The organism is Pseudoalteromonas sp. NEC-BIFX-2020_015, from assembly GCF_012952265.1.
GTDB classification, from domain to species: Bacteria; Pseudomonadota; Gammaproteobacteria; order Enterobacterales; family Alteromonadaceae; genus Pseudoalteromonas; species Pseudoalteromonas neustonica.
In genome coordinates this window covers 18388-43792 of the sequence record NZ_JABCJL010000026.1, presented here as the reverse complement: position 1 = coordinate 43792, position 25405 = coordinate 18388, and the positions used below count along the sequence as shown (strand labels likewise).

General features: G+C 40.6%; 21 protein-coding genes. 14 read left to right on the top strand and 7 right to left on the bottom strand.

Features of this window, described 5'->3' with window-relative positions:
- The first annotated feature begins 4 nt into the window (after positions 1-4).
- The gene (locus HH219_RS17120; protein WP_169328151.1) at positions 5-1219 is read left to right on the top strand and encodes a PepSY-associated TM helix domain-containing protein; all 1215 of its coding nucleotides are present in this window, start codon (positions 5-7) and stop codon (positions 1217-1219) included.
- Positions 1220-1328: 109 nt separating this feature from the next.
- Here the strand turns inward: HH219_RS17120 and yidC are convergent, their stop codons facing one another.
- The 4 genes from yidC to rpmH form a co-directional block, all read right to left on the bottom strand.
- Positions 1329-3005, bottom strand: a complete 1677-nt coding sequence (yidC, locus tag HH219_RS17115; RefSeq protein ID WP_169328150.1) for a membrane protein insertase YidC — start codon at positions 3003-3005, stop codon at positions 1329-1331.
- An 8-nt stretch (positions 3006-3013) separates the two neighbouring features.
- On the bottom strand, positions 3014-3289 hold the full coding sequence (gene yidD / locus HH219_RS17110; protein WP_169328149.1) for a membrane protein insertion efficiency factor YidD: 276 nt from the start codon (positions 3287-3289) through the stop codon (positions 3014-3016).
- A gap of 126 nt (positions 3290-3415) precedes the next feature.
- Positions 3416-3841 (bottom strand): ribonuclease P protein component, encoded by a 426-nt coding sequence (rnpA, locus tag HH219_RS17105; protein ID WP_054206592.1) that lies wholly within the window; start codon positions 3839-3841, stop codon positions 3416-3418.
- A 7-nt stretch (positions 3842-3848) separates the two neighbouring features.
- Complete coding sequence (gene rpmH, locus HH219_RS17100; protein WP_004335215.1) at positions 3849-3983, bottom strand: 50S ribosomal protein L34; 135 nt, start codon at positions 3981-3983, stop codon at positions 3849-3851.
- A gap of 505 nt (positions 3984-4488) precedes the next feature.
- Here rpmH and dnaA point away from each other — a divergent pair.
- The 9 genes from dnaA (at position 4489) to HH219_RS17060 (ending at position 15860) form a co-directional block, all read left to right on the top strand.
- Positions 4489-5883, top strand: a complete 1395-nt coding sequence (gene dnaA, locus HH219_RS17095; RefSeq protein ID WP_054206591.1) for a chromosomal replication initiator protein DnaA — start codon at positions 4489-4491, stop codon at positions 5881-5883.
- A 13-nt stretch (positions 5884-5896) separates the two neighbouring features.
- Positions 5897-7000, top strand: coding sequence for a DNA polymerase III subunit beta (dnaN, locus tag HH219_RS17090; protein ID WP_054206590.1), 1104 nt, complete (start codon positions 5897-5899; stop codon positions 6998-7000).
- Between the two features lie 6 nt (positions 7001-7006).
- Complete coding sequence (gene recF, locus HH219_RS17085) at positions 7007-8101, top strand: DNA replication/repair protein RecF (RefSeq protein ID WP_054206589.1); 1095 nt, start codon at positions 7007-7009, stop codon at positions 8099-8101.
- Positions 8102-8113: 12 nt separating this feature from the next.
- On the top strand, positions 8114-10540 hold the full coding sequence (gene gyrB, locus HH219_RS17080) for a DNA topoisomerase (ATP-hydrolyzing) subunit B (RefSeq protein WP_054206588.1): 2427 nt from the start codon (positions 8114-8116) through the stop codon (positions 10538-10540).
- A gap of 142 nt (positions 10541-10682) precedes the next feature.
- Entirely contained in the window at positions 10683-11585 is a 903-nt protein-coding gene (gene glyQ / locus HH219_RS17075; RefSeq protein ID WP_054206587.1) for a glycine--tRNA ligase subunit alpha, read from the top strand.
- Position 11586: 1 nt separating this feature from the next.
- The gene (gene glyS / locus HH219_RS17070; RefSeq protein WP_169328148.1) at positions 11587-13656 is read left to right on the top strand and encodes a glycine--tRNA ligase subunit beta; all 2070 of its coding nucleotides are present in this window, start codon (positions 11587-11589) and stop codon (positions 13654-13656) included.
- A gap of 60 nt (positions 13657-13716) precedes the next feature.
- Entirely contained in the window at positions 13717-14166 is a 450-nt protein-coding gene (locus HH219_RS17065; RefSeq protein WP_169328147.1) for a hypothetical protein, read from the top strand.
- A gap of 69 nt (positions 14167-14235) precedes the next feature.
- A complete protein-coding gene (locus HH219_RS22110; protein WP_249118542.1) occupies positions 14236-14745 on the top strand; it encodes a P-loop NTPase fold protein in 510 nt (169 codons plus the stop codon).
- 23 nt (positions 14746-14768) lie between these two features.
- Positions 14769-15860: a P-loop NTPase fold protein gene (locus HH219_RS17060; protein ID WP_249118541.1), complete on the top strand. Its 1092-nt coding sequence runs from the start codon at positions 14769-14771 to the stop codon at positions 15858-15860.
- 34 nt (positions 15861-15894) lie between these two features.
- Here HH219_RS17060 and tusA read toward each other — a convergent pair whose 3' ends face one another.
- The 3 genes from tusA to fadB form a co-directional block, all read right to left on the bottom strand.
- The gene (tusA, locus tag HH219_RS17055; RefSeq protein ID WP_054206582.1) at positions 15895-16134 is read right to left on the bottom strand and encodes a sulfurtransferase TusA; all 240 of its coding nucleotides are present in this window, start codon (positions 16132-16134) and stop codon (positions 15895-15897) included.
- Positions 16135-16332: 198 nt separating this feature from the next.
- Positions 16333-17502, bottom strand: a complete 1170-nt coding sequence (gene fadA / locus HH219_RS17050) for an acetyl-CoA C-acyltransferase FadA (protein WP_054206581.1) — start codon at positions 17500-17502, stop codon at positions 16333-16335.
- A gap of 4 nt (positions 17503-17506) precedes the next feature.
- Positions 17507-19666, bottom strand: coding sequence for a fatty acid oxidation complex subunit alpha FadB (fadB, locus tag HH219_RS17045; RefSeq protein WP_169328146.1), 2160 nt, complete (start codon positions 19664-19666; stop codon positions 17507-17509).
- A 194-nt stretch (positions 19667-19860) separates the two neighbouring features.
- On the opposite strand from fadB, the gene HH219_RS17040 reads away from it, so the two are divergent.
- The 4 genes from HH219_RS17040 (at position 19861) to HH219_RS17025 (ending at position 25353) form a co-directional block, all read left to right on the top strand.
- Positions 19861-21747, top strand: coding sequence for a transglycosylase SLT domain-containing protein (locus tag HH219_RS17040; protein ID WP_169328145.1), 1887 nt, complete (start codon positions 19861-19863; stop codon positions 21745-21747).
- Between the two features lie 98 nt (positions 21748-21845).
- Complete coding sequence (gene pepQ / locus HH219_RS17035; RefSeq protein WP_054455833.1) at positions 21846-23168, top strand: Xaa-Pro dipeptidase; 1323 nt, start codon at positions 21846-21848, stop codon at positions 23166-23168.
- 68 nt (positions 23169-23236) lie between these two features.
- Positions 23237-23851, top strand: coding sequence for a YigZ family protein (locus tag HH219_RS17030; protein ID WP_169328144.1), 615 nt, complete (start codon positions 23237-23239; stop codon positions 23849-23851).
- A 50-nt stretch (positions 23852-23901) separates the two neighbouring features.
- Entirely contained in the window at positions 23902-25353 is a 1452-nt protein-coding gene (locus tag HH219_RS17025; RefSeq protein WP_054206576.1) for a TrkH family potassium uptake protein, read from the top strand.
- Positions 25354-25405: the final 52 nt, after the last annotated feature.

Genomic DNA, 25405 nt, shown 5'->3' with positions numbered 1-25405 from the left:
CTGTGTGAAAGCAAAAAGTTGGTTTAATTTACACTCCTGGGCAGGACTCTTTGTAGGGGTTCTGCTTTTTGTTATTTGTTTTTCAGGAACATTAGCAACGTTAAGTCATGAGATAGAGTACTTAAGTGATAAAAAATTTCGGGCAATTAGCAATTCGGGTGAAACCAATTATATAGCTATTGAGCACACATTAAATAAGACATACCCCAGTGCGCAAATTCTCTATATTCACAGACATAAGCAAGATTATTTAGCTACTGAAGTTGCTTTAAAATATCATGATGAATTTTTATTTGTTTACCTTGATGGTGCGACAGGTGCGTGGTTAGGAGAGGGGAAATGGGCACGTGTATCGCGTTTTTTGCGCAATTGGCACATGAACCTTTCATTAGGCTGGATCGGTAAGTTAATTGTCACCTCTTTAAGTTTGCTATTGTTGGTTTTATTTATATCTAGCTTTTATGTTTACCGTCAGTGGTGGCTTGGGTTCTTTAAAAAGCCAAGTCAGCTATTAAAAACCAAGCGCAGCAGTTGGGCTGATTGGCATAAGTTACTCGGGCTATGGAGTTTGTGGTTTATCGCTGTAATGTCGATAACAGGCACATGGTACTTGATTGAACATGGCTTGCAAACGGCTAGAATTGATCATTATGTAGCCGAACCCAGCGCATTGCGTGATTTGCGAAAAGTGCCTGTTCAAGAGTCAAGTGCCCCATTACACGTAGCTACCTTAACGCACAAAGCGCTGCAAGCTTTTTCAAGTTTGGATATTCGTTATATTCGCTACGGGAAAAAGGCAAATCAAGCTGTAGAAGTTAGAGGGTATAACAATGATATATTACTTAGGCTCCGTGCTAATCGAGTTTATTTACACCCAACAACAGGAGTTGTACTCGGGATTCAAAAAGGAGAAAACCTACCAATCATTGCGCGTATTAAAGATACGGCCGATCCTCTTCACTTTGGTAATTTTGCAGGAATTGGCACAAAATTAATTTGGACTATTTTTGGTTTGGCTATGAGCTTTATTAGTGCCACTGGCATGTATATGAGCTGGCTTAGAGTTAAGCGCAAAGTTACATTGACTAAATGGTTAGGCGTTGCCGGTGGTGCTGCCACAGTATTGGTTGTAGCTTCTGTGATTGTGACCAGTGTCAGTTTTAGTGTTCGTACAGTACCTGATTTACTTTTTGCTCCTGCTTTAGCACGCCCTAAATGAATGTTCTCTAGCGCTGTTTGCACCTTTTTTAACTCGCTAGAATAGTTAAAGAGATAAGCAGGCAATAAAAAAGGCGACCTAAGTCGCCTTTATCTAAGTAAACGAGCAATTAGCCCCTTACTTTTATTCCTTGTTTTTCCATACCGCGATAAATATAGAGCATTTGTGCGATAGAGATAAGGTTTGATACTAACCAGTAAAGTACTAGACCTGATGGGAACCAAAGGAAGAACACTGAGAAGATAACCGGCATAAAGGTCATCATCTTTTGTTGCATTGGATCGGTAACCGTCATTGGTTGTAGCTTCTGCGTTATAAACATACTCGCACCAAACAAGATTGGTAATACGTAGTATGGGTCTTTCGCTGATAAGTCAGTTAACCATAAGAAAAACTCAGCATGGCGAAGTTCTGTAGATTCTAAAAATACATAAAACAACGCTAAGAAGATTGGCATTTGTAGCAAAATAGGGAAGCAGCCACCCATTGGGTTTACTTTCTCTTTCTTGTACATTTCCATGGTCGCTTGGCCGAACTTTTGACGGTCGTCACCATATTTTTCTTTAAGCGCAGCCATTTTAGGCTGAAGGGCACGCATCTTCGCCATTGACGTGTATTGCGCTTTAGTTAGTGGGTACATTAATGATTTAACAATAATAGTAATGGCGATAATAGCCAGACCCCAGTTACCTAAACCACCAATGCTGATATCAAATAATCCAAAAAACGAACCTTCACCCGAGTATAAAAATTTAAGTAGTTCGAATAAAGGCTGTGAGATAAAAAATAACCAACCGTAATCGACTGTTAAATCTAAATTAGGGTGAAGCGCTTCTAATTTATCAGACTCTTTCGGGCCCATATAATAAGTAGCACTAATTTTAGCTTGCGTACCAGCTTGAATATTAACAGGTTCTGCTTTAGTACCAATAATGGCTGCGGTGCCATTTTTTATTACGCTGTAAAGGGTATTTTGTTGGTCTTGTGCAGGCACCCAGGCACTTACAAAATAATGCTGAATAAAGGCAATGTAACCACCAGTCGTATTAATGCTGAGGTTTTTATCTGCCATATCTGAAAAGCTGTATTTTTCATATGGTTCATCGGCACTACCGTAAGCGGCACCAAGGTAGTTTTGATCAACTAAGCTGCCTTTTTCTTGTATTGTACGTTCTACTTGTGTGTAAAGTTGTACTTGAATAGGTGAGTTAGTTACGTTGTTAACAGTGTACTCAAGGGCAACATCATATTGGCCTTTTTTGAATACATACGTTTTTGTAAACGTCACACCGTTGCTATCAGTAAATGTTAAAGGAACGCGAAGTTCATCACCATTCATCGTGAAGCTTTTTTGTTCGGTGCTATAAACAGGTCGACCTTCTGTTGAAGCATCTGGGCCATTTAAACCTGCTAAACCACTTTGCGAGAAGTATTGGTTGCCATCAAACTCACCTAAAAGCATAAATGGTGTTTCTTCACCTTTTACTTCTTCATATTGGAGTAGGTCTGATTCAACAATATCACCACCGCGGGTATCAATTTTTACAGTGAATACGTCAGTTGTAACTTCGATTACAGAGCGTTTTGCACTGGTTGCTGCAGTTGGTAACTCACCATCTGCTGATGATGGAATATAATCATCAGAATTAAGCGAATTAGATTTTAGTGTTTGTGTGTTGGCACTAGGATCGACTTTTGGTGCATTGTAATCACTATTCCATTCTTGGAATAATAAAAATGATACAAGCATCAAGCCGATGAATAAAAACGTGCGTTGCGATTCCATAACAGCTCTTATTTCTCGTGTTGGTGGTTAATATGGGTTATTTTTTCAGGCACGGGATCATCCCCGCCTGAATGTAAAGGATGGCATTTTAATATGCGTTTAATCGCTAACCAACTCCCTTTTATTAATCCATGCAAATTAATTGCTTGAATAGCATAAGTGGAGCAGGTTGGATTAAAGCGACAATGCGGACCTAATAGCGGACTAATCCACTTTTGATAACCCCGAATTAATAACACTAAACAGCGCTTTGGAAAAGCAACAAGTGGTTTGATTAACCTCATGATGTTCATGCCTCTGCGTAATATTTAGTGGGTGGATACCATGAATTTAAACACCCTAAATGGAATTTTAAATGCATGATTAAAAGGTGAGCTAAAGATACCTTAATTAACCCTATAATTCTATTGCTATTGGCTTTGTTTATTGGATTTAGCCGATTTGTTAGGGCGTTTTTTAAAGGGTGGTGGTTTAGGCGCATCAGGTTTACAGCGTTCATTAATTTTACGCCATAACTTACCGAGTTGTTTAGTTAGCTCTTCATTTGACTGTTCATCAATACCACTTTTAACCATCAAAACAATATCGATATTATCAATAGTGTGTTGGTTTAAACGAAAACTTTCGCGAGCAAGACGTTTAATACGGTTTCGTTGGCAAGCTTTTTTAACCCGTTTTTTAGCGACAGTGAGTCCTAAGCGAGGTTTTGCTTGGTCATTGGGTTTTGCTAATAAGGTAAAAAAAGGAGTTGCGGCCCGAGCGGGTTCATTAAAGATGCGAGAGTAATGCGAGGGAGTTAACAGACGTAACTCCCTGCCAAAGTTAAAGTCTTCCACTTATATATTAAGCAGAAAGAACTTTACGGCCTTTAGCGCGGCGACGAGCTAATACTTTACGGCCATTTACAGTTGCCATGCGAGCACGGAAACCGTGTGCACGTTTGCGTTTTAAAACGCTAGGTTGAAAAGTTCTCTTCATAACAATTCCATCCGATCGGTTAAAGGTTAAAACATCCTATGCAGGTCGCGATCCTGGCACAGGTGCCATTGCGAGCGCGAGATATTATAGACGAAGGCCCATAAAGTCAATCATAATTACATTAATAGTATAAAGGTATAATAGATCTAAGCTGGGGATCTATTAGGATCCTTATTATAAAGAAGTTTTCCACAGCCACTGTATAAAAAGTGCATAAAAGCTTGGGGTAACTAAAATAGATCGTAGGTTTTAATCGCGATCTAACGTGTTTTTTGTTATGATCATCCTTTGGTTGGGAAAATAATATTCATTTAAAATCAGTGTTTTAAATGTTTTTTGTGCAGAGATCATCTTTTTAAAAGAAATCAATCTTGTACTTGTGGATAAAGTCCCTTCATAATACTCGGTCTTGGGTGAAATAAATGCCTAATTTGTAGTCGTAAATGTTTAATTTTCCATCATTATTGATGACCGGGAATGAAACTGAATCTTTGGGAGTTTAACTGTGTATCTGTCGGTTTGGCAAAGTTGTTTATATGTATTGCAAGATGAACTGCCTTCGCAGCAGTTCAGTATGTGGGTAAGACCACTTCAAGCAGAAAGTACCGAAGATACCCTGACGATTTATGCGCCTAATCGTTTTGTTCTTGATTGGGTGAGAGAAAAATATTTAAACCGGATTAATGAACTACTTGTAGAAATCTGTAAAGACGAAGCACCAGAGTTACGTTTTGATGTAGGCAGTAAACCAATTTTGAATACTCAGGCAGCGACTGCACCTGTAGTTGATAATTCATCGGTTACTTTTTCGCAACCAGCAAGTCGTCAGCAACCTAAAGAAGCTAAAGCTGTTGTAGAGCCTGCGCCTAAATCTGCTTATAAATCGAATATTAAAGAAAACTATACTTTTGACAGCTTTGTAGAAGGTAAATCTAATCAGTTAGCTAAAGCTGCGGCAACGCAAGTAGCCGATAATCCAGGCGCTGCTTTTAACCCTGTATTTATATACGGTGGCACTGGCTTAGGTAAAACGCATTTATTACATGCGGTTGGTAATGGTATTTTGGCAAATAAGCCAGATGCAAAAATTGTTTACATGCACTCAGAACGTTTTGTGCAAGATATGGTGAAAGCACTGCAAAATAACGCTATCGAAGAATTTAAACGTTATTATCGTAGCGTTGATGCTTTAATGATCGATGATATTCAGTTTTTTGCTAATAAAGAGCGTTCACAGGAAGAATTTTTCCATACTTTCAATGCGTTACTTGAAGGTAATCAACAAATTATTTTAACCTCTGATCGTTATCCAAAAGAGATTGAAGGGGTTGAAGATCGCCTTAAATCGCGTTTTGGTTGGGGTTTAACTATCGCAATAGAGCCGCCAGAGCTTGAGACGCGAGTTGCAATTTTGATGAAAAAAGCGCAGCAGAGTAAAATTAATTTACCGCATGAAGTTGCCTTTTTTATCGCAAAAAAATTACGTTCAAATGTACGTGAATTAGAAGGGGCACTTAACCGTGTTATTGCCAATGCAAACTTTACTGGTCGTCCAATTTCTATCGATTTTGTAAAAGAAGCATTACGTGATTTACTCGCCTTGCAGGACAAGCTAGTAACAATAGATAATATTCAACGCACAGTTGCTGAGTATTACCGTATTCGAATTTCCGATCTTCTGTCAAAGCGCCGTAGTCGTTCTATAGCGAGGCCTCGCCAAGTAGCAATGGCATTGTCTAAAGAGTTGACTAATCACAGCTTACCGGAGATTGGCGATGCATTTGGCGGGCGTGATCACACGACTGTGTTACATGCATGTCGTAAAATTAAATCACTACGTGACGAAAGCCACGAAGTGAAAGAAGATTATCAAAACCTAATAAGAACATTGTCATCTTAAGGCTGACTTTATTATGCAAATAACCATATCAAGAGATCAATTCTTAAAACCTTTAGTGCAAGTATCGGGTGCAATCGAGCGCAAACATACTTTGCCGATTCTATCTAACGTTTTGTTAGAGGTTGAAGATGGTCTGCTTTCAATGACAGGTACAGACCTAGAAATTGAGCTCGTCGCAAACGTGTTTGTTGGCGACGATGTTGATGATACAAAATTGACTTTGCCAGCTAAAAAATTACTCGATATTTGTAAAAGCTTGCCAGACGGTTCAGAGCTGACATTAGCAAGTCAAGATCATCAGTTATTACTGACCAGTGGTAAAAGTCGTTTTTCATTAACAACGCTTGCTGCTGAAGACTTCCCTAATTTAGAGCAGTGGGACGGCGAGGTTGAGTTTCAGCTAACCCGACTTGAGCTGCGAAAATTACTTGAAAGCACCCATTTCTCAATGGCAAACCAAGATGTACGTTATTACTTAAATGGCATGTCGTTTGAAGTTGATAATGCAGACATTAAAACAGTCGCAACAGATGGTCACCGTTTAGCAATCGCACAAAAGCAGTTGCCGCAGTCATTAAATACTCAGCGCCAGTTAATTATTCCGCGTAAAGGCGTGCAAGAAATTATGCGATTGATGGTTGCTGATGATGAGTTAGTAACAATTCAGTTTGGTGCTAACCACATTCGTATTATTGACACTGAATTTACTTTTACCAGTAAATTAGTTGATGGACGCTTTCCTGATTACCGTCGTGTTTTACCTCGTGGCGGAGATAAAGTGATTACTGCAAACCGCGAGTGGTTACGCAGTGCGTTTCAACGAGTATCAATATTGTCGAACGAAAAGTTTAGAGGCGTACGTTTAAACTTATCGAATGGGCTATTAAAAATTACAGCCAATAACCCAGAGCAAGAGCAAGCAGAAGAAATTGTTGAAGTTGGGTATCAAGGTGATGATTTAGAAATAGGCTTTAACGTTTCCTATGTACTTGATGTATTGAATACACTTAAAACAGAAGATGTATTATTTACGCTTGCCGATTCGAATAGTAGTGCATTGATCGAAGGTGCGGGTGATGAAGAAGCCATGTACGTTGTTATGCCTATGCGCTTATAGTCACTTATGAGTTTAAGTCATTTGAGCCTCAGTCATTTTCGTAATATTGAGGCTCTCACATTAGAGCCAATTGATGGAATAAATGTAATATATGGTGAAAACGGTAGTGGTAAAACGAGCCTTTTAGAGGCGATATATTTCCTTTCTCATGGCAAATCATTTCGCACGCCTAAACACCGAAGTATCATTACTCACCATCAAGAAAAATTTACCATTCATGGTCGTAAGTCTCTTTACAATTTATCGATACCAATTGGTATTAGTAAAACACTCAGTGGTGAAACAGAATTAAAAATACAGGGTAAATCTAGCCGTCGAGTGTCTGAACTTGCTCAGTTAATGCCTGTACAGGTAATTACTCCTGAAAGCTATTCACTGTTTTTTGGCGGGCCTAAAGAACGGAGAAAGTTTTTAGATTTAGGATTGTTCCACGTGGAACAAGACTTTTTTTATCTCTGGCAATCGTTCAATAAAGTATTGAAACAACGTAATGCACTACTGAAAAGTAAGCCTAAGAATTATTTTGACCAAATCAAGTTTTGGGATAAAGAATTTGTTAGACTGGCAGAACAAATAAATAATTTACGAATTGCGTATATAAGTAGGTTTAAGCAGCAGTTTTTTGGTAAAATGTGTGCAGAATTAACGCTTATACGCGATTTAGAAATAAGCTTTTATGCTGGATGGAAAGAGAGTGAATCTCTAGCCGATGCTCTTGAGCAAAGTTTTGAGCGCGATAGTCGCCAAGGCTTTACAAATAAAGGGCCACATAAAGCTGATTTTAGTTTTAGTGTCGCTGGCAACAGTGTTGAGAATACATTCTCACGCGGTCAACTCAAACTATTGCTTTATGCGTTAAAAGTAACGCAAAATAGTTTGATTGAGTCAGAGACAGAAAAGCAATCAATATTGCTAATAGATGATTTACCTTCGGAGTTAGGGGAAGATACGAAAGAGAAAGTCGGCCAATTACTGTCGCACTGTCGCTCTCAAATATTTATCTCTGCTATTGAATCCGAAAGTATTTCTGCTGTGGTGGAACCCATGCAACGAGAACTACAAATGTTCCACGTGAAACATGGCAACCTAATAACAAGATAAGTGGGATTAACCATGTCTGAGAATTACGATTCGTCGAGTATTAAAGTACTAAAAGGATTAGACGCAGTAAGAAAGCGTCCTGGAATGTATATAGGGGACACCGATGATGGCACAGGCTTACACCACATGGTGTTTGAGGTCGTTGATAACTCTATCGATGAAGCCTTAGCAGGTCATTGTGATGACATCTATGTGACAATTCATTTAGATGGTTCAGTCTCTGTTCGAGATAACGGCCGTGGTATTCCAACGTCTATTCATGAAGAAGAAGGTGTATCAGCTGCTGAAGTAATTATGACAGTACTGCATGCTGGTGGTAAGTTTGATGATAACTCATATAAAGTATCAGGTGGCTTGCACGGTGTTGGTGTTTCAGTAGTTAATGCGCTTTCAGAAAAATTAAAGTTAACAGTTCGCCGTGAAGGCAAATTGCATGAGCAGTTTTATACAATGGGTGTTCCTGACGCGCCATTAGCTGTAATTGGCGATTCAGAAACAACAGGTACTGAACTGCGTTTTTGGCCAAGTGCTGAAACATTTACTAACTTAGATTTTCATTACGATATTCTAGCTAAGCGTTTACGCGAATTATCATTCCTGAATTCAGGTGTGAGTATTATTTTAAATGATGAACGCGAAGAGAATAAAAGTGACCACTTCAAATATGAAGGGGGTATTCAAGCGTTTGTAGAATACTTAAATCGTAACAAAACACCTATCCATAAAGGTGTATTCCACTTTACTCACGAACGTGAAGAAGATGGAATTAGCGTTGAAGTGTCAATGCAGTGGAATGATGCTTACCAAGAAAACATTTACTGTTTTACAAATAACATTCCACAACGTGATGGTGGTACTCATTTAGCCGGTTTCAGATCTGCGCTAACACGTACACTTAACAACTATATGGAAAAAGAAGGCTTTAACAAAAAAGCTAAAACAACCAGTAATGCCACCGGTGATGATGCCCGTGAAGGCTTGACTGCAGTTGTAAGCGTTAAAGTTCCTGATCCTAAGTTCTCATCACAAACGAAAGATAAGCTAGTTTCGAGCGAAGTTAAATCCGCGGTAGAACAAGCAATGGCTGAGAAATTCACTGAATTCTTACTAGAGAATCCAGTGGATGCGAAGATAGTTGTTGGTAAGATCATTGATGCTTCGCGTGCCCGTGAAGCCGCGCGTAAAGCCCGTGAAATGACTCGTCGCAAAGGCGCTATGGATTTAGCTGGTTTACCAGGTAAGTTAGCAGATTGCCAAGAAAAAGATCCAGCACAGTCTGAACTATATATAGTGGAAGGGGACTCTGCTGGCGGATCAGCCAAGCAGGGTCGTAACCGTAAGAATCAAGCGATTCTTCCGCTTAAAGGTAAAATACTAAACGTAGAAAAAGCGCGTTTTGATAAGATGCTTTCTTCACAAGAAGTAGCAACCCTTATCACTGCACTTGGTTGTGGTATTGGCCGTGATGAGTATAACCCTGAAAAGTTACGCTATCATCGTATTATTATCATGACCGATGCTGACGTCGATGGTTCGCACATTCGTACACTACTATTGACCTTCTTCTATCGTCAAATGCCAGAAATCGTAGAACGCGGTTATATTTATATTGCACAACCACCACTTTATAAAGTGAAAAAAGGTAAGCAAGAGCGTTATATTAAAGATGATCCCGCGCTTGTCGACTACCTAACTTCATTAGCATTAAATGGTGCTGCATTGTATACCAGCGCAGATGCATCGGCACTTGAAGGTGAGGCTTTAGAATCGATTGTTCATGATTACCAAAATACTGTAAAAGTTATTGAGCGCTTAAAGCGTAAATACCCGAACACAGTGATGGAACGTTTAATTTATCAAACAGAACTAAATGAAGCTGATTTGTCTGACGAAGCCAAAGTCATTGCATGGACTAATACCCTTGTTGCCGATTTAGTTGAGCGTGATGAAGATGCGACAATCTTTGCTGCTGCAACTGAGCACGATACTGAGCGTAACTTGTATTACCCAGTGATCAATATTCGCCAACATGGTGTTGATAAAGCACATGTACTAAGCCATGACTTTATCTCTTCACGTGACTATAAGCGCATCGCAGTGACGGGTACTAACATTGCCAATATCCTAAGTGAAGGCGCATATATACAACGTGGTGAGAAGACACTAGCCGTTGATAATTTTGTCGATGCATTAGAGTGGTTAATTACTGAATCTAAGCGTGGCTTATACATCCAACGCTATAAAGGACTGGGTGAAATGAATCCGAGTCAGCTATGGGAAACTACTATGGATCCTTCAGCTCGTCGTATGCTGCAAGTAACCATTGAAGATGCCGTTGGTGCAGACCAGTTATTCGCTACGTTAATGGGTGACCAAGTTGAACCGCGTCGTGAGTTTATCGAAACGAACGCACTACGCGTAGTTAACCTCGATGTTTAATTCTCTTTGAGAATCAAAAAAGGAGCCTAAAGGCTCCTTTTTTATTGGCTGCAATTGCACAAACTGCTTAAAACCTGACTTCGCACAAGGTATACTGAGTGTAATTTTCACGCTACATCACAGCAGATACTAAAAGCCAAATATGCAAAAATATGACGTTAAAACCTTTCAAGGTTTGATCCTGGCTTTACAGGATTACTGGGCACAGCAAGGCTGTGTCATTATTCAGCCACTCGATATGGAAGTAGGCGCAGGGACATTTCACCCGCAAACATTCTTAAAATCTATTGGTCCAGAGCCAATGTCGAGCGCGTATGTACAACCATGTCGCCGTCCTACCGATGGCCGTTATGGTGAAAATCCAAATCGCTTACAGCATTACTATCAATTCCAAGTGGTATTAAAACCATCACCAGAGAATATTCAAGAGCTTTATTTAGGCTCTTTAGCCGCTGTAGGCATTGATACACTTACTGACGAAGTTCGCTTTGTAGAAGACAACTGGGAGTCACCTACATTAGGTGCATGGGGTCTTGGTTGGGAGATTTGGTTAAACGGCATGGAAGTAACACAGTTTACTTACTTTCAACAAGTGGGTGGCTTAGAGTGCTCTCCTGTAACGGGTGAAATCACCTACGGACTTGAGCGCCTAGCAATGTACATTCAAGGCGTTGACAGTATTTACGATCTTGTTTGGGCTGATGGTCCAATGGGTCGTGTTACCTATGGCGATGTTTTTCACCAAAACGAAGTTGAGCAATCAAAGTATAATTTTGAACATGCTAACGTTGAAGATCAGTTTGCACAGTTTGATAAATGTGAAGCGCAAAGCCAAAAGCTAATTGAAGCTGGCTTACCATTACCAGCGTATGAGCAGGTAATGAAAGCATCGCATGCATTTAACTTGCTTGATGCACGTCATGCAATTTCAGTGACAGAGCGCCAACGTTATATTTTACGCGTTCGAGCGTTATCTAAAGCATGTGCACAAAGTTATTATGATGCACGCGAAGCGCTTGGTTTCCCGCTGTGTAAGGATAAGTAGCATGTCAGCACAAAATTTATTAGTCGAAATTGGCACTGAAGAGTTGCCACCAAAATCACTGCGTAAACTTGCAGAAGCATTTGCTGTAAACTTAACCGCTGAACTTGCGAGCTTAGAGCTTACTCACCAAGGTGTTAGTTGGTATGCATCGCCTCGTCGTTTAGGTTTACAAGTAACAGCATTAGAAGCTAAGCAACAAGACAAAGAAGTTGAAAAACGCGGCCCTGCAACTAAAGCTGCATTTGATGCAGAAGGTAACCCAACTAAAGCGGCAATGGGTTGGGCTCGTGGTTGTGGTATCGAAGTAAGTGAAGCACAAACACTTGAAACCGATAAAGGCGCATGGTTACTACATATTGCCAAAGTTGCAGGTAAAGACACTACTGCGTTAATGAATGATGTAGTGAATAAAGCGTTAGCAAAATTGCCTATTCCAAAGCCAATGCGTTGGGGCGCGAATAAAACACAATTTATTCGTCCTGTGCATACCGCCACTATTTTGTTTGGCGATAAGCTCATTGAGGGCGAAGTACTTGGTAAAGCAATTAGTAACCAACTACAAGGCCATCGTTTTCATCACCCAGAAAAAATTAGCATTAACCATGCTGATGATGTTTTTGAGGTGCTTAAGTCTGCACATGTTGTTGCTGATTACGAGGAGCGCAAAGCGCAAATACGTAGCCAAATTGAAGCAGCTGCAAAAGCAGTTAATGCCGTTGTTGCAATGGATGAAGATTTACTTGAAGAAGTAACTTCACTTGTTGAATGGCCAGTTACCTTGACCGCAACATTTGAAGAAGCATTTTTAGATGTACCAGCCGAAGCGCTGATCTACACCATGAAAGACGATCAAAAATATTTCCCGTTACTAGATCAAGATGGCAAATTACTTAACAAGTTTTTGTTTGTGTCAAACATTGAAAGTAAAAACCCAGCCGTTGTAATTTCTGGGAATGAAAAAGTAGTGCGCCCACGTTTGGCTGATGCGCAGTTCTTTTTTGAAACAGATAAAAAGAAAACACTTGAAAGCCGCCTAGAATCACTTGATAGCGTATTGTTCCAAAAGCAATTGGGCACGCTTAAAGATAAGTCTGAGCGTATTGCACAACTTGCCGGTTATATTGCTGAACAACTTGGTGCAGATAAAGCCCTTGCAGAGCGCGCTGGTTTGTTAAGTAAAACTGACCTAATGACTGAAATGGTCATGGAGTTTACTGACGTTCAAGGTGTTATGGGGATGCACTATGCACGTCATGACGGTGAAGCTGAAGATGTAGCCATGGCACAAAACGAGCAGTACATGCCACGCTTTGCCGGTGATAGCTTACCAACAAACTTGATCAGTTGCGCCGTTGCGATTGCAGATAAGTTTGACACGCTGGTGGGTATATTTGGTATTGGCCAAGCGCCAAAAGGAGATAAAGACCCATTTGCTCTTCGTCGTGCAGCGATTGGTGCACTGCGTATTATGGTTGAGAAAGAGTTGTCATTAGACATTCTTGATCTGGTTGCTAAGTCGCAAAGTTTGTTTGGCGAAAAGCTAACAAACGCAAATGTATCAAACGATGTATTTGAATTTATGCTAGGGCGCTTCCGCGCTTGGTATCAAGACGAAGGCATTGAAGTAGACGTAATTCAAGCTGTGTTAGTACGCCGTCCAACTAAACCAGTTGATTTTGACCGTCGTGTTAAAGCCGTAAGCCACTTCCGTACGTTAGACGCGGCAGAAGCGCTTGCAGCAGCAAATAAACGTGTAAGTAATATTCTTGCTAAGAATAACATTACAGCACAAGGCACTGTTGATGAGAGTTTATTAAGCGACGACGCTGAAAAAGCGCTTGCAGCACAAGTCGCAAAATTTGCCACTGACCTTGCTCCGCTTTATGCTGCGGGCGATTATCAAGAAGCATTAGCACAACTTGCGGGTATCCGTGAAAGTGTTGATAACTTCTTTGATAATGTGATGGTAATGGCAGACGATGAAGCCGTTAAGCAAAATCGTTTAGCACTGTTAAGCCAATTAAGTGGCTTATTTTTAGATATTGCTGATATTTCTGTACTGCAGAAGTAAGTTCAGCGTAGCTTAAAAAGCCAGCAGCTATGCTGGCTTTTTTGTATAAGAGGTTAACTAATGAAACGAATTATTACGCTTGCGCTCGCAAGCTTATTAACCGCATGTTCAAGCCAACTACAAATGCCTGATATTAGCGATGTACTACCAAGTAAAGAGCTTGACCGTACTATGTACTTACGCGGTGACTTCAATTTATGGGACGCAGAAACGCAATATGCATTTACTCAAGTCGCGCCTGCGCTTTATCAAGCGAACGTAAAGTTTTCAACACCGGGTAAGGTGTACGAATTTAAAATTGCCGATATGGATTGGAGTGCTGGTTATAATTGCGGATTCAGTGAGCAAGATCCAACAGGCCAATCGCTGACGTTAGGACAAAGTGTTATTGCCGATTGTGACACTACTTATAATTACTTTAGCTTCACCCCAGCAATAAAAGGCAGCTACATCGTCAGCATTGATTATAGTGACTATGATCAACCGAAAGTGACGATAACTAAAAAATAGCTGTCAGCTTTAAGCCGTCAGCTTTCAGTTGCCCGAGTGAATTTTTAGATTTGTGACAAGGACGTTAGAATGAGTATTAAGCAGTGGAATGAAGAAGTAAATATTAATGGTGTTACTTATCCTGCTGATCAGTTAAATAGAAAGCAAGATGCTGAACTTCTGACTAAGATTCTTGTTCGTCGCTCAAACTCGAATAGAGAAAAGCCTAATAAATCTTCTTATGTAATTAACGTTAATGCTGAATGGGGCGCAGGTAAAACTTATTTCGTAAAACGTTGGGCTGAAGACTTAAAGCACGAGCATCCTGTAGTGTATATAGATGCTTGGTCAAATGACTTTATGGACTCACCCATTATTACAGTACTTGCTGAAATACAAGAGCAACTTTTAGAAACAATCAATCAAAGCCATTTAACCCAAGCCAAAAGAAAAAGCTTTAAGAATATTGGCATATCAGTACTACCAAAAATTCTAGCTGCGTTAGTTAAACGCTATGGTGGATTTGATATTGAAGATTTATTTGTTGATGAAAGCTCTGACAAGAAGCTACGCCATCAACACAAAGCAGTAAATCATTAGATTTATCCGCAGCAATGGAAGCAATGGCATCTCAAGCATTCAAAGAACATAGTGATTATAAAAAAGGTGTAAAAGAACTAAAAACAACAATTAAAGAGTTAGTTAAATACTCCATTGAAAAACCTAAAAATGGACTGCGAGCAACAGCCCCTGATTACCCTGCATTCATTTTTATTGATGAGTTAGACCGTTGCCGCCCAACTTATGCAGTAGAAATGCTTGAAGCTATAAAGCATATCTTCGATATTGAAGGGTTAGTAATAGTTGTTTCAACACATACAGAAGAACTGCAGCACACAATAAAAGCATTATACGGGAGTGATTTTAATGCAACTGACTACCTTAAGCGGTTTTTTGATACTAAGTATCACCTTGACGTTAGCGTATCTGCAAGCTTAATAAAAGCTAACTGTGATATTTCAATACTTAACGATGGTGGATTGAATGGTCGAGGGGTAATTTTATTTCCTTATGTTCTTAATGATAATAATGAATTAAAAGAAAATGTATTGCTTTTAATTGCCTCCATTGCTAGCTGGCAGGAGTTGTCTCCGCGAACGGCTATTCAATTTGCTGAACGATTGCTCACTTCAATAGAGTTAGTAGAGAGCCATAAAACTATAGATATTGTACTTTTATCTGTCCTGTTGTGTCTTTATGTAACTAGCAATCCAGAATATGATGATATTATTACAAAATTAAAATTAGATAATCCAAATTTTGATATGCAAACTAGGAGCTCGAAGTTACGCCTTGCTGAGCAGAACTTCGATTTAGAAAACTCACTAAATATCCTTACTAATAACAGCGAAGAGACAAGACTATTTGAGCAACAGTTCTGGTTATCTGAGAATGAAATTATTAAGTTTAAAATGAAAAAAACTAGCTTTACAGGCTTTAATTTTTTGTTATACATAAAAGTAATTAAGAAAGTTTTAAATCGTAAAGAAATTAATAATACTGACTACTTAACTAACTTTGGCTATGACGGAAGAGGTGCAATTGACAACAGTAAGTTGTTGGAAGCCTATATGACATATTATGGTTTAAATAAGTGTCAAATTACCTATTACTTGAATTTAATAAGCTTAACAAATAAATTTGCTGATAGCTGATAGCTGATAGCTGATAGCTGATAGCTGATAGCTTTTACAACCCTTTCTTCACTAAATACCTATACGGTACGGCATCTACTTCTTTGGCTATTAGGGTGTGATCCATAAACATGCAGAAGCTGGGTATGTCGCGGGTAGTGGAGGGGTCGTCTGCGGTGATTAATAAGGTTTCGCCATTTTCCATTTTGCGTACCGCGCTTCTGATCATCATGACAGGCTCTGGGCAACGTAGGCCGATGGCGTCTAATTGGTGATCGGGGTTATCAAAACTCATGGTTGATTTACCTTAGCGTATGCGGTCGCATTTAATGGTTAATTTAAGGCTGCTAGTTTAACGACCTGAACGCGATAAATAAAGTCACTTCAATGATACATATCAAGGCCAATCTGGGAAACGAATCATAAAAAAGCCGTACTGAATTAATCAGTACGGCTTTTAATCACCAAGAGATGGTTTACGTGTTCAAACTAATTAGTCTTGAACACGTTCAAATATAGTCGCGATGCCTTGGCCTAAACCAATACACATGGTCGCTAAACCGTATCTTGCGTTTTTATCTTCCATTAAGTGAATCAGCGATGTGCTAATACGCGAGCCTGAACAACCCAGAGGGTGACCAAGAGCGATAGCACCGCCGTTTAAATTCACTTTCTCATCAACTACATCAGCAAGACCTAAGTCTTTTAATACCGGTAGTGATTGCGCGGCAAATGCTTCGTTAAGTTCAGCTACGTCGATGTCATCAATAGTGATACCAGCTTGTGCAAGTGCTTTTTTACTCGCTGGTACTGGGCCGTAACCCATAATTGATGGATCGCAACCCGCAACCGCCATCGCTTTTACGCGGGCACGAATTGGCAGGCCAAGAGCTTTCGCTTTTTCTTCGCTCATTACTAACATCGCAGATGCACCATCAGAAAGAGCTGAAGACGTACCGGCAGTTACTGAGCCCGATGCAGGATTAAACACAGGGCGAAGCTGTGATAAGCCTTCTACTGTTGTTTCTGGGCGAATTACTTCGTCATCTTCAACTAAAATCAGTGAGCCATTATCATCATGACCTTCCATTGCGAGGATTTCGCGACGGAAACGACCTTCAACTGTTGCTGCATGAGCACGCTGATGCGAACGATATGCAAATTGGTCTTGCTGCTCACGGCTAATGCCGTGAATTGTTGCTAGGTATTCTGCTGTTAAACCCATTGAACCAGATGCTTGCGCGATTGAAGTTGCAAGACCTGGATGGAAATCATTACCGTGAGTCATTGGTACGTGACCCATGTGCTCAACACCACCAATTAGGTAGGTGTCACCCGCGCCAGTCATAATTGCGCGAGCAGCGTCATGTAATGCCTGCATTGATGAACCACATAAACGATTCACCGTTGTTGCAGGAACTGAATGCGGAATGCCTGCAAGCAATGATGCATTACGTGCAACGTTAAAACCTTGCTCTAAAGTTTGTTGTACGCAACCCCAATAGATATCGTCAATCGATGCTGGATCAACGGCTGGGTTGCGATCAAGTAAACCCTTCATTAGGTGAGCACTTAAATCTTCGGCACGCTTGTGTTTAAATACACCGTTTTTAGAACGGCCCATTGGCGTGCGAATACAATCTACAATTACTGGAGTATTCATGGTCTTATCCTTCCACCTTATAGAAAATACGGCCTTCTTCAGCCCATTTGCGAGTTTGCTCAGATACTTGGTAAATCGCACCTAGGTGAGCGTATTTGTCTGCGGTTGCAACAAAGTTAGCTAGCCCAGTTTGATCTAAGTAACGGAACGCACCGCCTCTAAATGGAGGGAAACCGATGCCGTAAATAAGTGCCATGTCAGCTTCTTGTGGAGAAGCAACAATGTTTTCTTGTAAACAAAGTAGCACTTCGTTGATCATTGGCACCATACAGCGATCGATAATTTCTTGTTTATCAAACTCTTTTGGTGCATCAGTGATTGAACTCAGTAGCTCAACTGCTTGTGGATCTTGGGCTTTTTTCAAGCGGCCACGACGATCTGGCGCATATTGGTAGAAACCCGCTTTGTTCTTTTGACCAAAACGTTTTTCGTTAGCGAATACTGAAACTGGATCTTTTTCTGCTCGTGACATGCGCTCAGGGAAACCATCAGCCATAACACCTGTACAATGATATGCAGTATCAATACCTACAACATCAAGTAAGTATGCCGGGCCCATTGGCCAACCAAACACGTTTTCCATTACTTTATCTACTTTGGCAAAGTTAGCGCCTTCGACAACTAATTTACTAAAGCCTGCAAAGTATGGGAATAAAACGCGGTTTACAAAGAAACCTGGGCAGTCATTTACAACAATTGGAGATTTACCTAGTTTTAAGGCGTAATCAACGACGGCATTAATGGTTTTTTCCGAGGTTTTCTCGCCGCGGATAATCTCAACTAATGGCATTTTAGGCACAGGGTTAAAGAAGTGCATACCACAGAAGTTTTCAGGCTTTTCAAGGGCAGTCGCTAACTCATCAATACGAATTGTTGATGTGTTTGAGGTTAGAATCGTACCTGCTGGCATATCTTTTTCAAGACCTGCAAGCACCGCTTGTTTAACTTTAGGGTTTTCAACAACGGCTTCAACTACGATATCAGCGCTTTGTAAATCGCTATCGTTAAGAGTTGGTTTGATTTTACCTAACGTCGCAACCATTTTGTCCATCGTCATATGACCACGTTGAACTTTTTGGCCTAAAAACTTAGATGCTTCGGTCATACCTAAATCAAGCGCATCCTGCTGGATGTCTTTCATTATGATTGGCGTGCCTTTATAAGCCGATTGGTAAGCAATACCACCGCCCATAATACCAGCACCAAGTACAGCTGCTTGTTTAATGGCTACATCACTGGCTTTAGCTTGTTTGCGCGCTTTACCTTTGATGTATTGATCAGCTAAGAATATGCCTGTTTGCGCAGCAGCTTCTGGTGTACGAGCTAATTTAGCAAAGTTGGCATTTTCAATCGCCATTGCTTCGGCGCGTTCACAGTTAGCAGCTGCTTTAATAGTACGAACCGCCATGATAGGAGCAGGATAGTGGCCTTTGGTTTTACCCATTACCATACCTTCTGCCATTGCAAAGCTCATGCCTTGCTCAACGCGGTTTAATTTAAGCGGTTGGAGTTTAACATTACGTTTTGCTTGCCAATCTAGCTTGCCAGCAATCGCTAATTCAAGTGTTGATATACTTGACTCTAAAAGTTTGTCAGCACTAACTACCGCGTCAACAGCGCCTACTTTGAGGGCGTCAGCTGCACGATTTTCAGAACCGGCGGTGATCCAAAGCATGGCGTTGTCGGCGCCAACAATGCGCGGTAAGCGCACTGTGCCACCAAATCCTGGCATTATGCCAAGTTTAACTTCTGGTAGGCCAATTTTTGCGGTTGTACTAGCAACACGATAATCGGTAGCGAGTACCCACTCACAACCACCGCCAAGTGCTAAGCCGTTTATGGCGCTTAGCGTTGGGAATGGTAAATCTTCTACCGCATCAAAAACATCAGTGGCATCTTTAATCCAGGTAACTAATTCAGCTTCTGGCTTAGTGAATGTCGGTAAAAATTCGAAAATATCGGCACCAATAATAAAGTGGTCTTTATCACTGGTAAAAATCATGCCTTTGATGTCGCTGTTGGCGGCTAATTCTTTTAATGCGTAAGCGCAATCTTTCAAGGTTTGCTGAGACAAGGTGTTTACAGAACTTGCAACACAAAATTTGAACTCGGCGATATTATCCTTGATGAAAGCAACTTCAAAGGAATCGCTTTTATATAACATTATTATTCTCCCTAGTTAGTGAACTAAGACTGGTACGATGAGTTTGCATTTCAATCAGTGTGCTTGCTTTAAATTAAAAATGCAACGAAAAATTTACTAAGCGGACTTTCTACTGGTTAAAATATAGCTTGTTTGATGCTAAGGTGTAGGTGAAGTGTTTGTCTTTTATTTACCTTTGAATATTTAAGGTCATCATGAAAAAACAATTGTTAGGTTTTACGGCAGCTGCATTACTCTTTCCTTTTTTTTCTGCCCAAGCCGATTCTGCCCATAAGGCATTTTTAAGCGCTGAAAAAATAGCTAAAAATGGAAGTTATCAAGAGTTTAAAGAAGCAGCAATACAGCTCGATCATCCACTTAAGCCGTACGTTGAAAAAATGTATTGGCAACGAAACCCAAGTATTGAGCGTCAATCTGAGATAGAAAATTATTTATCAATTTACGAACACACACCATTGGAGTGGCCAGTACGTAAAGCATGGTTACAGCATTTACAAAAGCATAATCGTAAAGCTGCATATATACAAAATTACCGTACCACTAGAAATAATGAGCTGACTTGTACTTATCTTAAATACCAGCTGGATTTGGGTGCCCCAAAAAAAGCAATTTTTAATCAGGTCACCGATTTATGGGTGGTAGGTAAGTCACAGCCCAAAGAGTGTGATTCATTATTTAGCTTATGGCGCAAGCAAGGTTATATGAGTGAAGAGTTAGTGTGGCAACGTATAACTTTGTCTGCTCAAGGTGGTACGCGTAGCTTATTACCTTATTTAAAGACGTTGTTGCCTCGTAAAGAACAATATTTGGCCGATCTGTACAGTAAAGTACGCAGTGATCCAAGTTCTGCGGCGGGTTTATATCGTTATAAGCACAAATCAGTTAAAGAAGGTGAAATAGCCCATTATGGTATTAAGCGGCTAATTTGGCGTGATAAGGCTTTAGCACTTAAAGCGTGGGAAAAACTAGACGCGATGTTTGATTACACCGATGAGCAAAAAGCTGATGTGTATTATACATTTGCGTTAGCGCTTGCTTCAAGTGGCCATGAAGAAGCACGTTTTTGGTTAAGTAAAGTACCTAAAGAGCGCCAAGACCGTAAATTGATGCAATGGCAATTGGGTAATATGCTCAAAACTCAAGATTGGTCGGGCATTGTGGCGTTTTTTACTGGCAAAGAAAATCTCAGTCTTGGTCAGCAATATTGGTTGGCCTATAGTTTAGAACAACGTGGTGATAAGGAAAGAGCAAATACAATTTGGCAGGGAGTTGCGCAAGAGCGAGATTATTATGGCTTTTTAGCAGCTGCGCGCTTGGGATTACCCGTGCAGTTGAATAATCAACCTTTACTAGTGAGTGACAAGTTGATGCTTAATGTTGCTAATGCACCAGGTTTTAAACGGGCAAAAGCGTTGTATGAGTTAAAACGCTTTACTTCAGCACGACGAGAGTGGAATTATTTAACGAATACATCAAGTGAAGAAGAGAAATTGGCAGCGTCAAAATTGGCTGCCGAACTTGATTGGTACGACAGTACTATTTACACCTTAGCGCAAATTAAAGCGTGGGATTATGTGGAGCTGCGTTTTCCATTTGCCTTTCAAGATTTATTTGAGCGTTACAGTAAACGTAACCACATTGATGTGACGTGGAGTATTGCTATTTCTCGTCGAGAAAGTTCCTTTGCGCCCGATGCACGTTCACATGCCAATGCACGAGGGTTAATGCAATTATTACCTAGTACCGCTAAATATGTAAATAAGAGTAGGGTGTCAGGAAGCCGTTTAAATCAACCCAAAACCAATATTCGCTTAGGTACTGAGTATTTAGAGTATCTAAAGAAGAAAAATAAAGGTAACGAGGTGCTTGCAACAGCGTCATATAATGCAGGGTATCATCGTATAAAGCGTTGGTTGCCAGAAGAGGCAATGCCTGCGGAGTTATGGGTAGAGCTTATTCCGTATCGAGAAACACGCGACTATGTTAAGAATGTATTCGCTTATAGACAGGTATACCACACGCGTTTGGGGCGTGAGGGGAATGTATTGGCGCCTATTTTAGAAATGAAAATGGGTGGGTAAATATCCCCTCAGGTGCTTTAGCGCATCAGCTGGTGGTTTGGGGATATATGAGTCTATGATAGACTCAGTGCAAGTTAAATTTAACAGATGGGTTTACTATGGATAAATTAGCCGTTTTATACGCCGAACATATTGCAACACTGCAGCAGCGTACTCAAACTATTGTTGAGCGTGAAGGATTAGAAGGTTTAGTGATCCACTCAGGACAAGCTAAGCGCCAATTTTTAGATGACATGTATTATCCGTTTAAAGTTAACCCGCATTTTAAAGCTTGGTTACCTGTAATCGATAACCCACATTGTTGGATAGTTATAAATGGGACTGATAAGCCAAAGTTAATTTTTTATCGCCCTGTTGATTTTTGGCATAAAGTACCTGATGAGCCGCGTGATTTTTGGGCTGACTACTTTGATATTGAGCTGTTACTTAAGCCTGATCAAGTTGAAAAGCTATTACCGTACGATAAAGCAAATTATGCTTATATTGGTGAGTACTTAGAAGTCGCACAAGCGCTCGGTTTTAATATTATGAACCCTGAGCCAGTACTTAATTACTTTAACTATCATCGTGCGTATAAAACTCAATATGAGCTTGAATGTTTACGCCAAGCAAACCGTATTGCAGTTGATGGTCATAAAGCAGCGCGCGACACTTTCTTTAATGGTGGCTCAGAGTTTGATATTCAACAAGCTTACTTAATCGCTACACGTCAAAGTGAAAATGAAATGCCGTACGGCAATATTGTGGCACTTAACGAAAACTGCGCTATTTTGCATTACACGCATTTTGATCCTAAAGCGCCACACGCACATCATTCATTCTTAATTGATGCTGGTGCTAATTTTAACGGTTATGCCGCTGATATTACTCGTACCTACGATTTTAAAAAATCAGGTGAATTTGCTGATTTAATCAATGTAATGACTGATCATCAAGTTGCATTAGGGAAAGCGTTAAAGCCGGGTATGCTATATGGCGAGCTTCACTTAGATTGCCACCAGCGTGTAGCGCAAGTACTGAGTGACTTTAATATTGTTAAACTACCCGCAGCTGAAATTGTTGAGCGCGGCATTACATCTACTTTCTTCCCGCATGGACTTGGCCATCATCTTGGTTTGCAAGTACATGACATGGGCGGCTTTATGGCTGATGAAAGTGGTGCGCATCAAGCGCCGCCAGAAGGGCATCCTTTCTTACGTTGTACTCGTTTGATTGAGAAAAACCAAGTGTTCACCATTGAGCCTGGTTTATATTTCATAGATTCACTATTAGGTGATTTAGCGCAAACCGACAACAAACAGTTTATTAACTGGGAAAAAGTTGAAGCGTTTAAACCATTTGGTGGTATTCGTATCGAAGATAACATTATCGTACACGAAGACAGCTTAGAAAATATGACGCGTGATCTAAACTTAGCTTAATTCTCTAAGTTTGAATGATTGGGGCCATATGGCCCCATTTTTTTGGTTGAATATTGGTTAACTAAAGTATGTCAGAATATAAATACCCCGCAGCGGATGTGTTTCATCAAGAAGAAATTAAAAAAAGCACCTTTATTGTGCACATTGCACATACGCCCGATTTAGCCTGTGCAAAAGCATTCATTAAAAGTATTGAAGAAAAGTACAGTGATGCGCGTCATAACTGTTGGGCACATGTAGCAGGTAACCCGGGCGGTAGTCATGTGTATGGATTTTCTGATGATGGCGAGCCTAACGGCACGGCGGGTAAGCCAATGCTAAATGTGCTGGTAGGATCTGGTTTAGGAGAGATCACAGCTGTGGTTACGCGCTACTTTGGTGGTATAAAGTTAGGAACCGGTGGTTTAGTGCGAGCCTATGGTGGATCACTCAATAATGCGTTGGCGCATTTAACAACAATCTTAAAAGTCCCCAGCGTGGAGTTGATTGGTTATAGTGATTACAGTGCACAAGGAGGGATAGAGCAGCTGCTGAAAACACAGTACCAAGTACTTAATATCGAAAAACAATTTACTGCTAATATTGAATGGGTTATTACTATTGATAGCCGCCAAGCTAAGCAAGCCATAAAAGATATTTATGATTTGAGCCATGGTGCGGTTGAGTTAAGTATTAAAGAGTAAGACAATAACCATTACTCACTAACCATTACCCTATAAAAAGCGATCGCTCAATGCAATTTCGTACCATCATTAAAATTCTCGGCCAACTCGTTGTACTGTTTAGTATCACCATGGTGCCGCCGGCAATTGTATCGCTTATTTATAAAGATGGTGGCGGTGTGCCATTTGTTCTCGCTTTTATATTTAGTGTTGTTATTGGCTTACTTGCGTACTACCCAAATAGACATGAGCAAGGGGATTTAAAGGCCCGCGAAGGCTTTTTAATCGTGGTGCTATTTTGGTTGGTACTAGGTGCGTTTGCATCCTTGCCGCTAATCTTTTTACAAGAGCCAAATTTATCTTTAGCAGATGCTGTGTTTGAAGCATTCTCAGGTCTAACGACAACTGGGGCAACTGTGCTTACTGGTATTGAGTACCTTCCTAAATCAGTTTTGTTTTATCGCCAACAGCTGCAGTGGTTGGGCGGTATGGGGATAATCGTACTTGCAGTGGCTGTTTTACCTATGCTTGGCGTTGGTGGTATGCAGCTGTATCGCGCTGAAACACCTGGGCCTGTTAAAGATTCAAAAATGACGCCGCGAATAGCCGATACAGCCAAGCATCTTTGGTATATTTATGTCGCGTTAACAGTTGCCTGTACGCTTGCTTATTGGGCCGCAGGCATGGAATGGTTTGATGCGATTTGTCATGCTTTCTCTACAATTGCGATAGGTGGATTTTCTACTTATGACGCGTCTATGGGGCACTTTGATAGTCCATTAATTAACTTTATCTGCGTGGTGTTTTTAATTATCGCAGCTGTTAACTTTACGTTGCACTACGCTGCGGTATCGAGTCGTAATCTCAACGTATATTTACGTGATCCTGAGTTTAAAGTGTTTTTATTTATACAGTTAGCGCTGGTGGTTGTGTGTTTTACGGTACTGTCTTCAAATAATGTTTATGCTAACGGTGATGAAACACTCGATCAGGCACTTTTTCAAGCAGTGTCGATTAGTACTACCGCGGGGTTTGCCACGGACAATTTCTCTGCGTGGCCATTATTTTTGCCAATATTGTTGGTTTTTTCGAGTTTTATTGGTGGCTGTGCAGGCTCGACCGGTGGCGGTATGAAAGTTGTGAGAGTCTTTTTACTCTATCTGCAAGGCGTGCGAGAGTTAAACCGTTTGGTTCATCCTCGGGCTATTTATTCTATCAAGCTGGGCCGTAAAGCCTTGCCTGATAAGGTTGTTGAGGCCGTATGGGGGTTTTTCTCTGCGTATGCGCTGGTGTTCGTAATAATCATGTTAGCCTTAATGGGCACTGGTATGGATAACATTACGGCGTTTTCAGCTACGGCTGCATGTTTAAATAATTTAGGCCCAGGTTTGGGGGATGTTGCTGCCCATTATGGCGCGATCAGTGATGGTGCCAAGTGGTTATTAACGATTGCGATGGTGTTTGGGCGCTTAGAGATATTCACCTTGTTAGTATTATTTACCCCGACCTTTTGGCGCGGTTAATCAGTTATGACTTGAAAAGTATTCAGGCCATTTGTTGCATTAGAACATTGAT

Coding starts and splice junctions, on each gene's coding strand:
- yidC (WP_169328150.1), bottom strand. CDS start 3,005: ATGGAATCGCAACGCACGTTTTTATTCATCGGCTTGATGCTTGTATCA.
- yidD (WP_169328149.1), bottom strand. CDS start 3,289: ATGAGGTTAATCAAACCACTTGTTGCTTTTCCAAAGCGCTGTTTAGTG.
- rpmH (WP_004335215.1), bottom strand. CDS start 3,983: ATGAAGAGAACTTTTCAACCTAGCGTTTTAAAACGCAAACGTGCACAC.
- dnaN (WP_054206590.1), top strand. CDS start 5,897: ATGCAAATAACCATATCAAGAGATCAATTCTTAAAACCTTTAGTGCAA.
- recF (WP_054206589.1), top strand. CDS start 7,007: ATGAGTTTAAGTCATTTGAGCCTCAGTCATTTTCGTAATATTGAGGCT.
- gyrB (WP_054206588.1), top strand. CDS start 8,114: ATGTCTGAGAATTACGATTCGTCGAGTATTAAAGTACTAAAAGGATTA.
- glyQ (WP_054206587.1), top strand. CDS start 10,683: ATGCAAAAATATGACGTTAAAACCTTTCAAGGTTTGATCCTGGCTTTA.
- glyS (WP_169328148.1), top strand. CDS start 11,587: ATGTCAGCACAAAATTTATTAGTCGAAATTGGCACTGAAGAGTTGCCA.
- HH219_RS17065 (WP_169328147.1), top strand. CDS start 13,717: ATGAAACGAATTATTACGCTTGCGCTCGCAAGCTTATTAACCGCATGT.
- HH219_RS22110 (WP_249118542.1), top strand. CDS start 14,236: ATGAGTATTAAGCAGTGGAATGAAGAAGTAAATATTAATGGTGTTACT.
- HH219_RS17060 (WP_249118541.1), top strand. CDS start 14,769: ATGGCATCTCAAGCATTCAAAGAACATAGTGATTATAAAAAAGGTGTA.
- tusA (WP_054206582.1), bottom strand. CDS start 16,134: ATGAGTTTTGATAACCCCGATCACCAATTAGACGCCATCGGCCTACGT.
- fadA (WP_054206581.1), bottom strand. CDS start 17,502: ATGAATACTCCAGTAATTGTAGATTGTATTCGCACGCCAATGGGCCGT.
- fadB (WP_169328146.1), bottom strand. CDS start 19,666: ATGTTATATAAAAGCGATTCCTTTGAAGTTGCTTTCATCAAGGATAAT.
- HH219_RS17040 (WP_169328145.1), top strand. CDS start 19,861: ATGAAAAAACAATTGTTAGGTTTTACGGCAGCTGCATTACTCTTTCCT.
- pepQ (WP_054455833.1), top strand. CDS start 21,846: ATGGATAAATTAGCCGTTTTATACGCCGAACATATTGCAACACTGCAG.
- HH219_RS17030 (WP_169328144.1), top strand. CDS start 23,237: ATGTCAGAATATAAATACCCCGCAGCGGATGTGTTTCATCAAGAAGAA.
- HH219_RS17025 (WP_054206576.1), top strand. CDS start 23,902: ATGCAATTTCGTACCATCATTAAAATTCTCGGCCAACTCGTTGTACTG.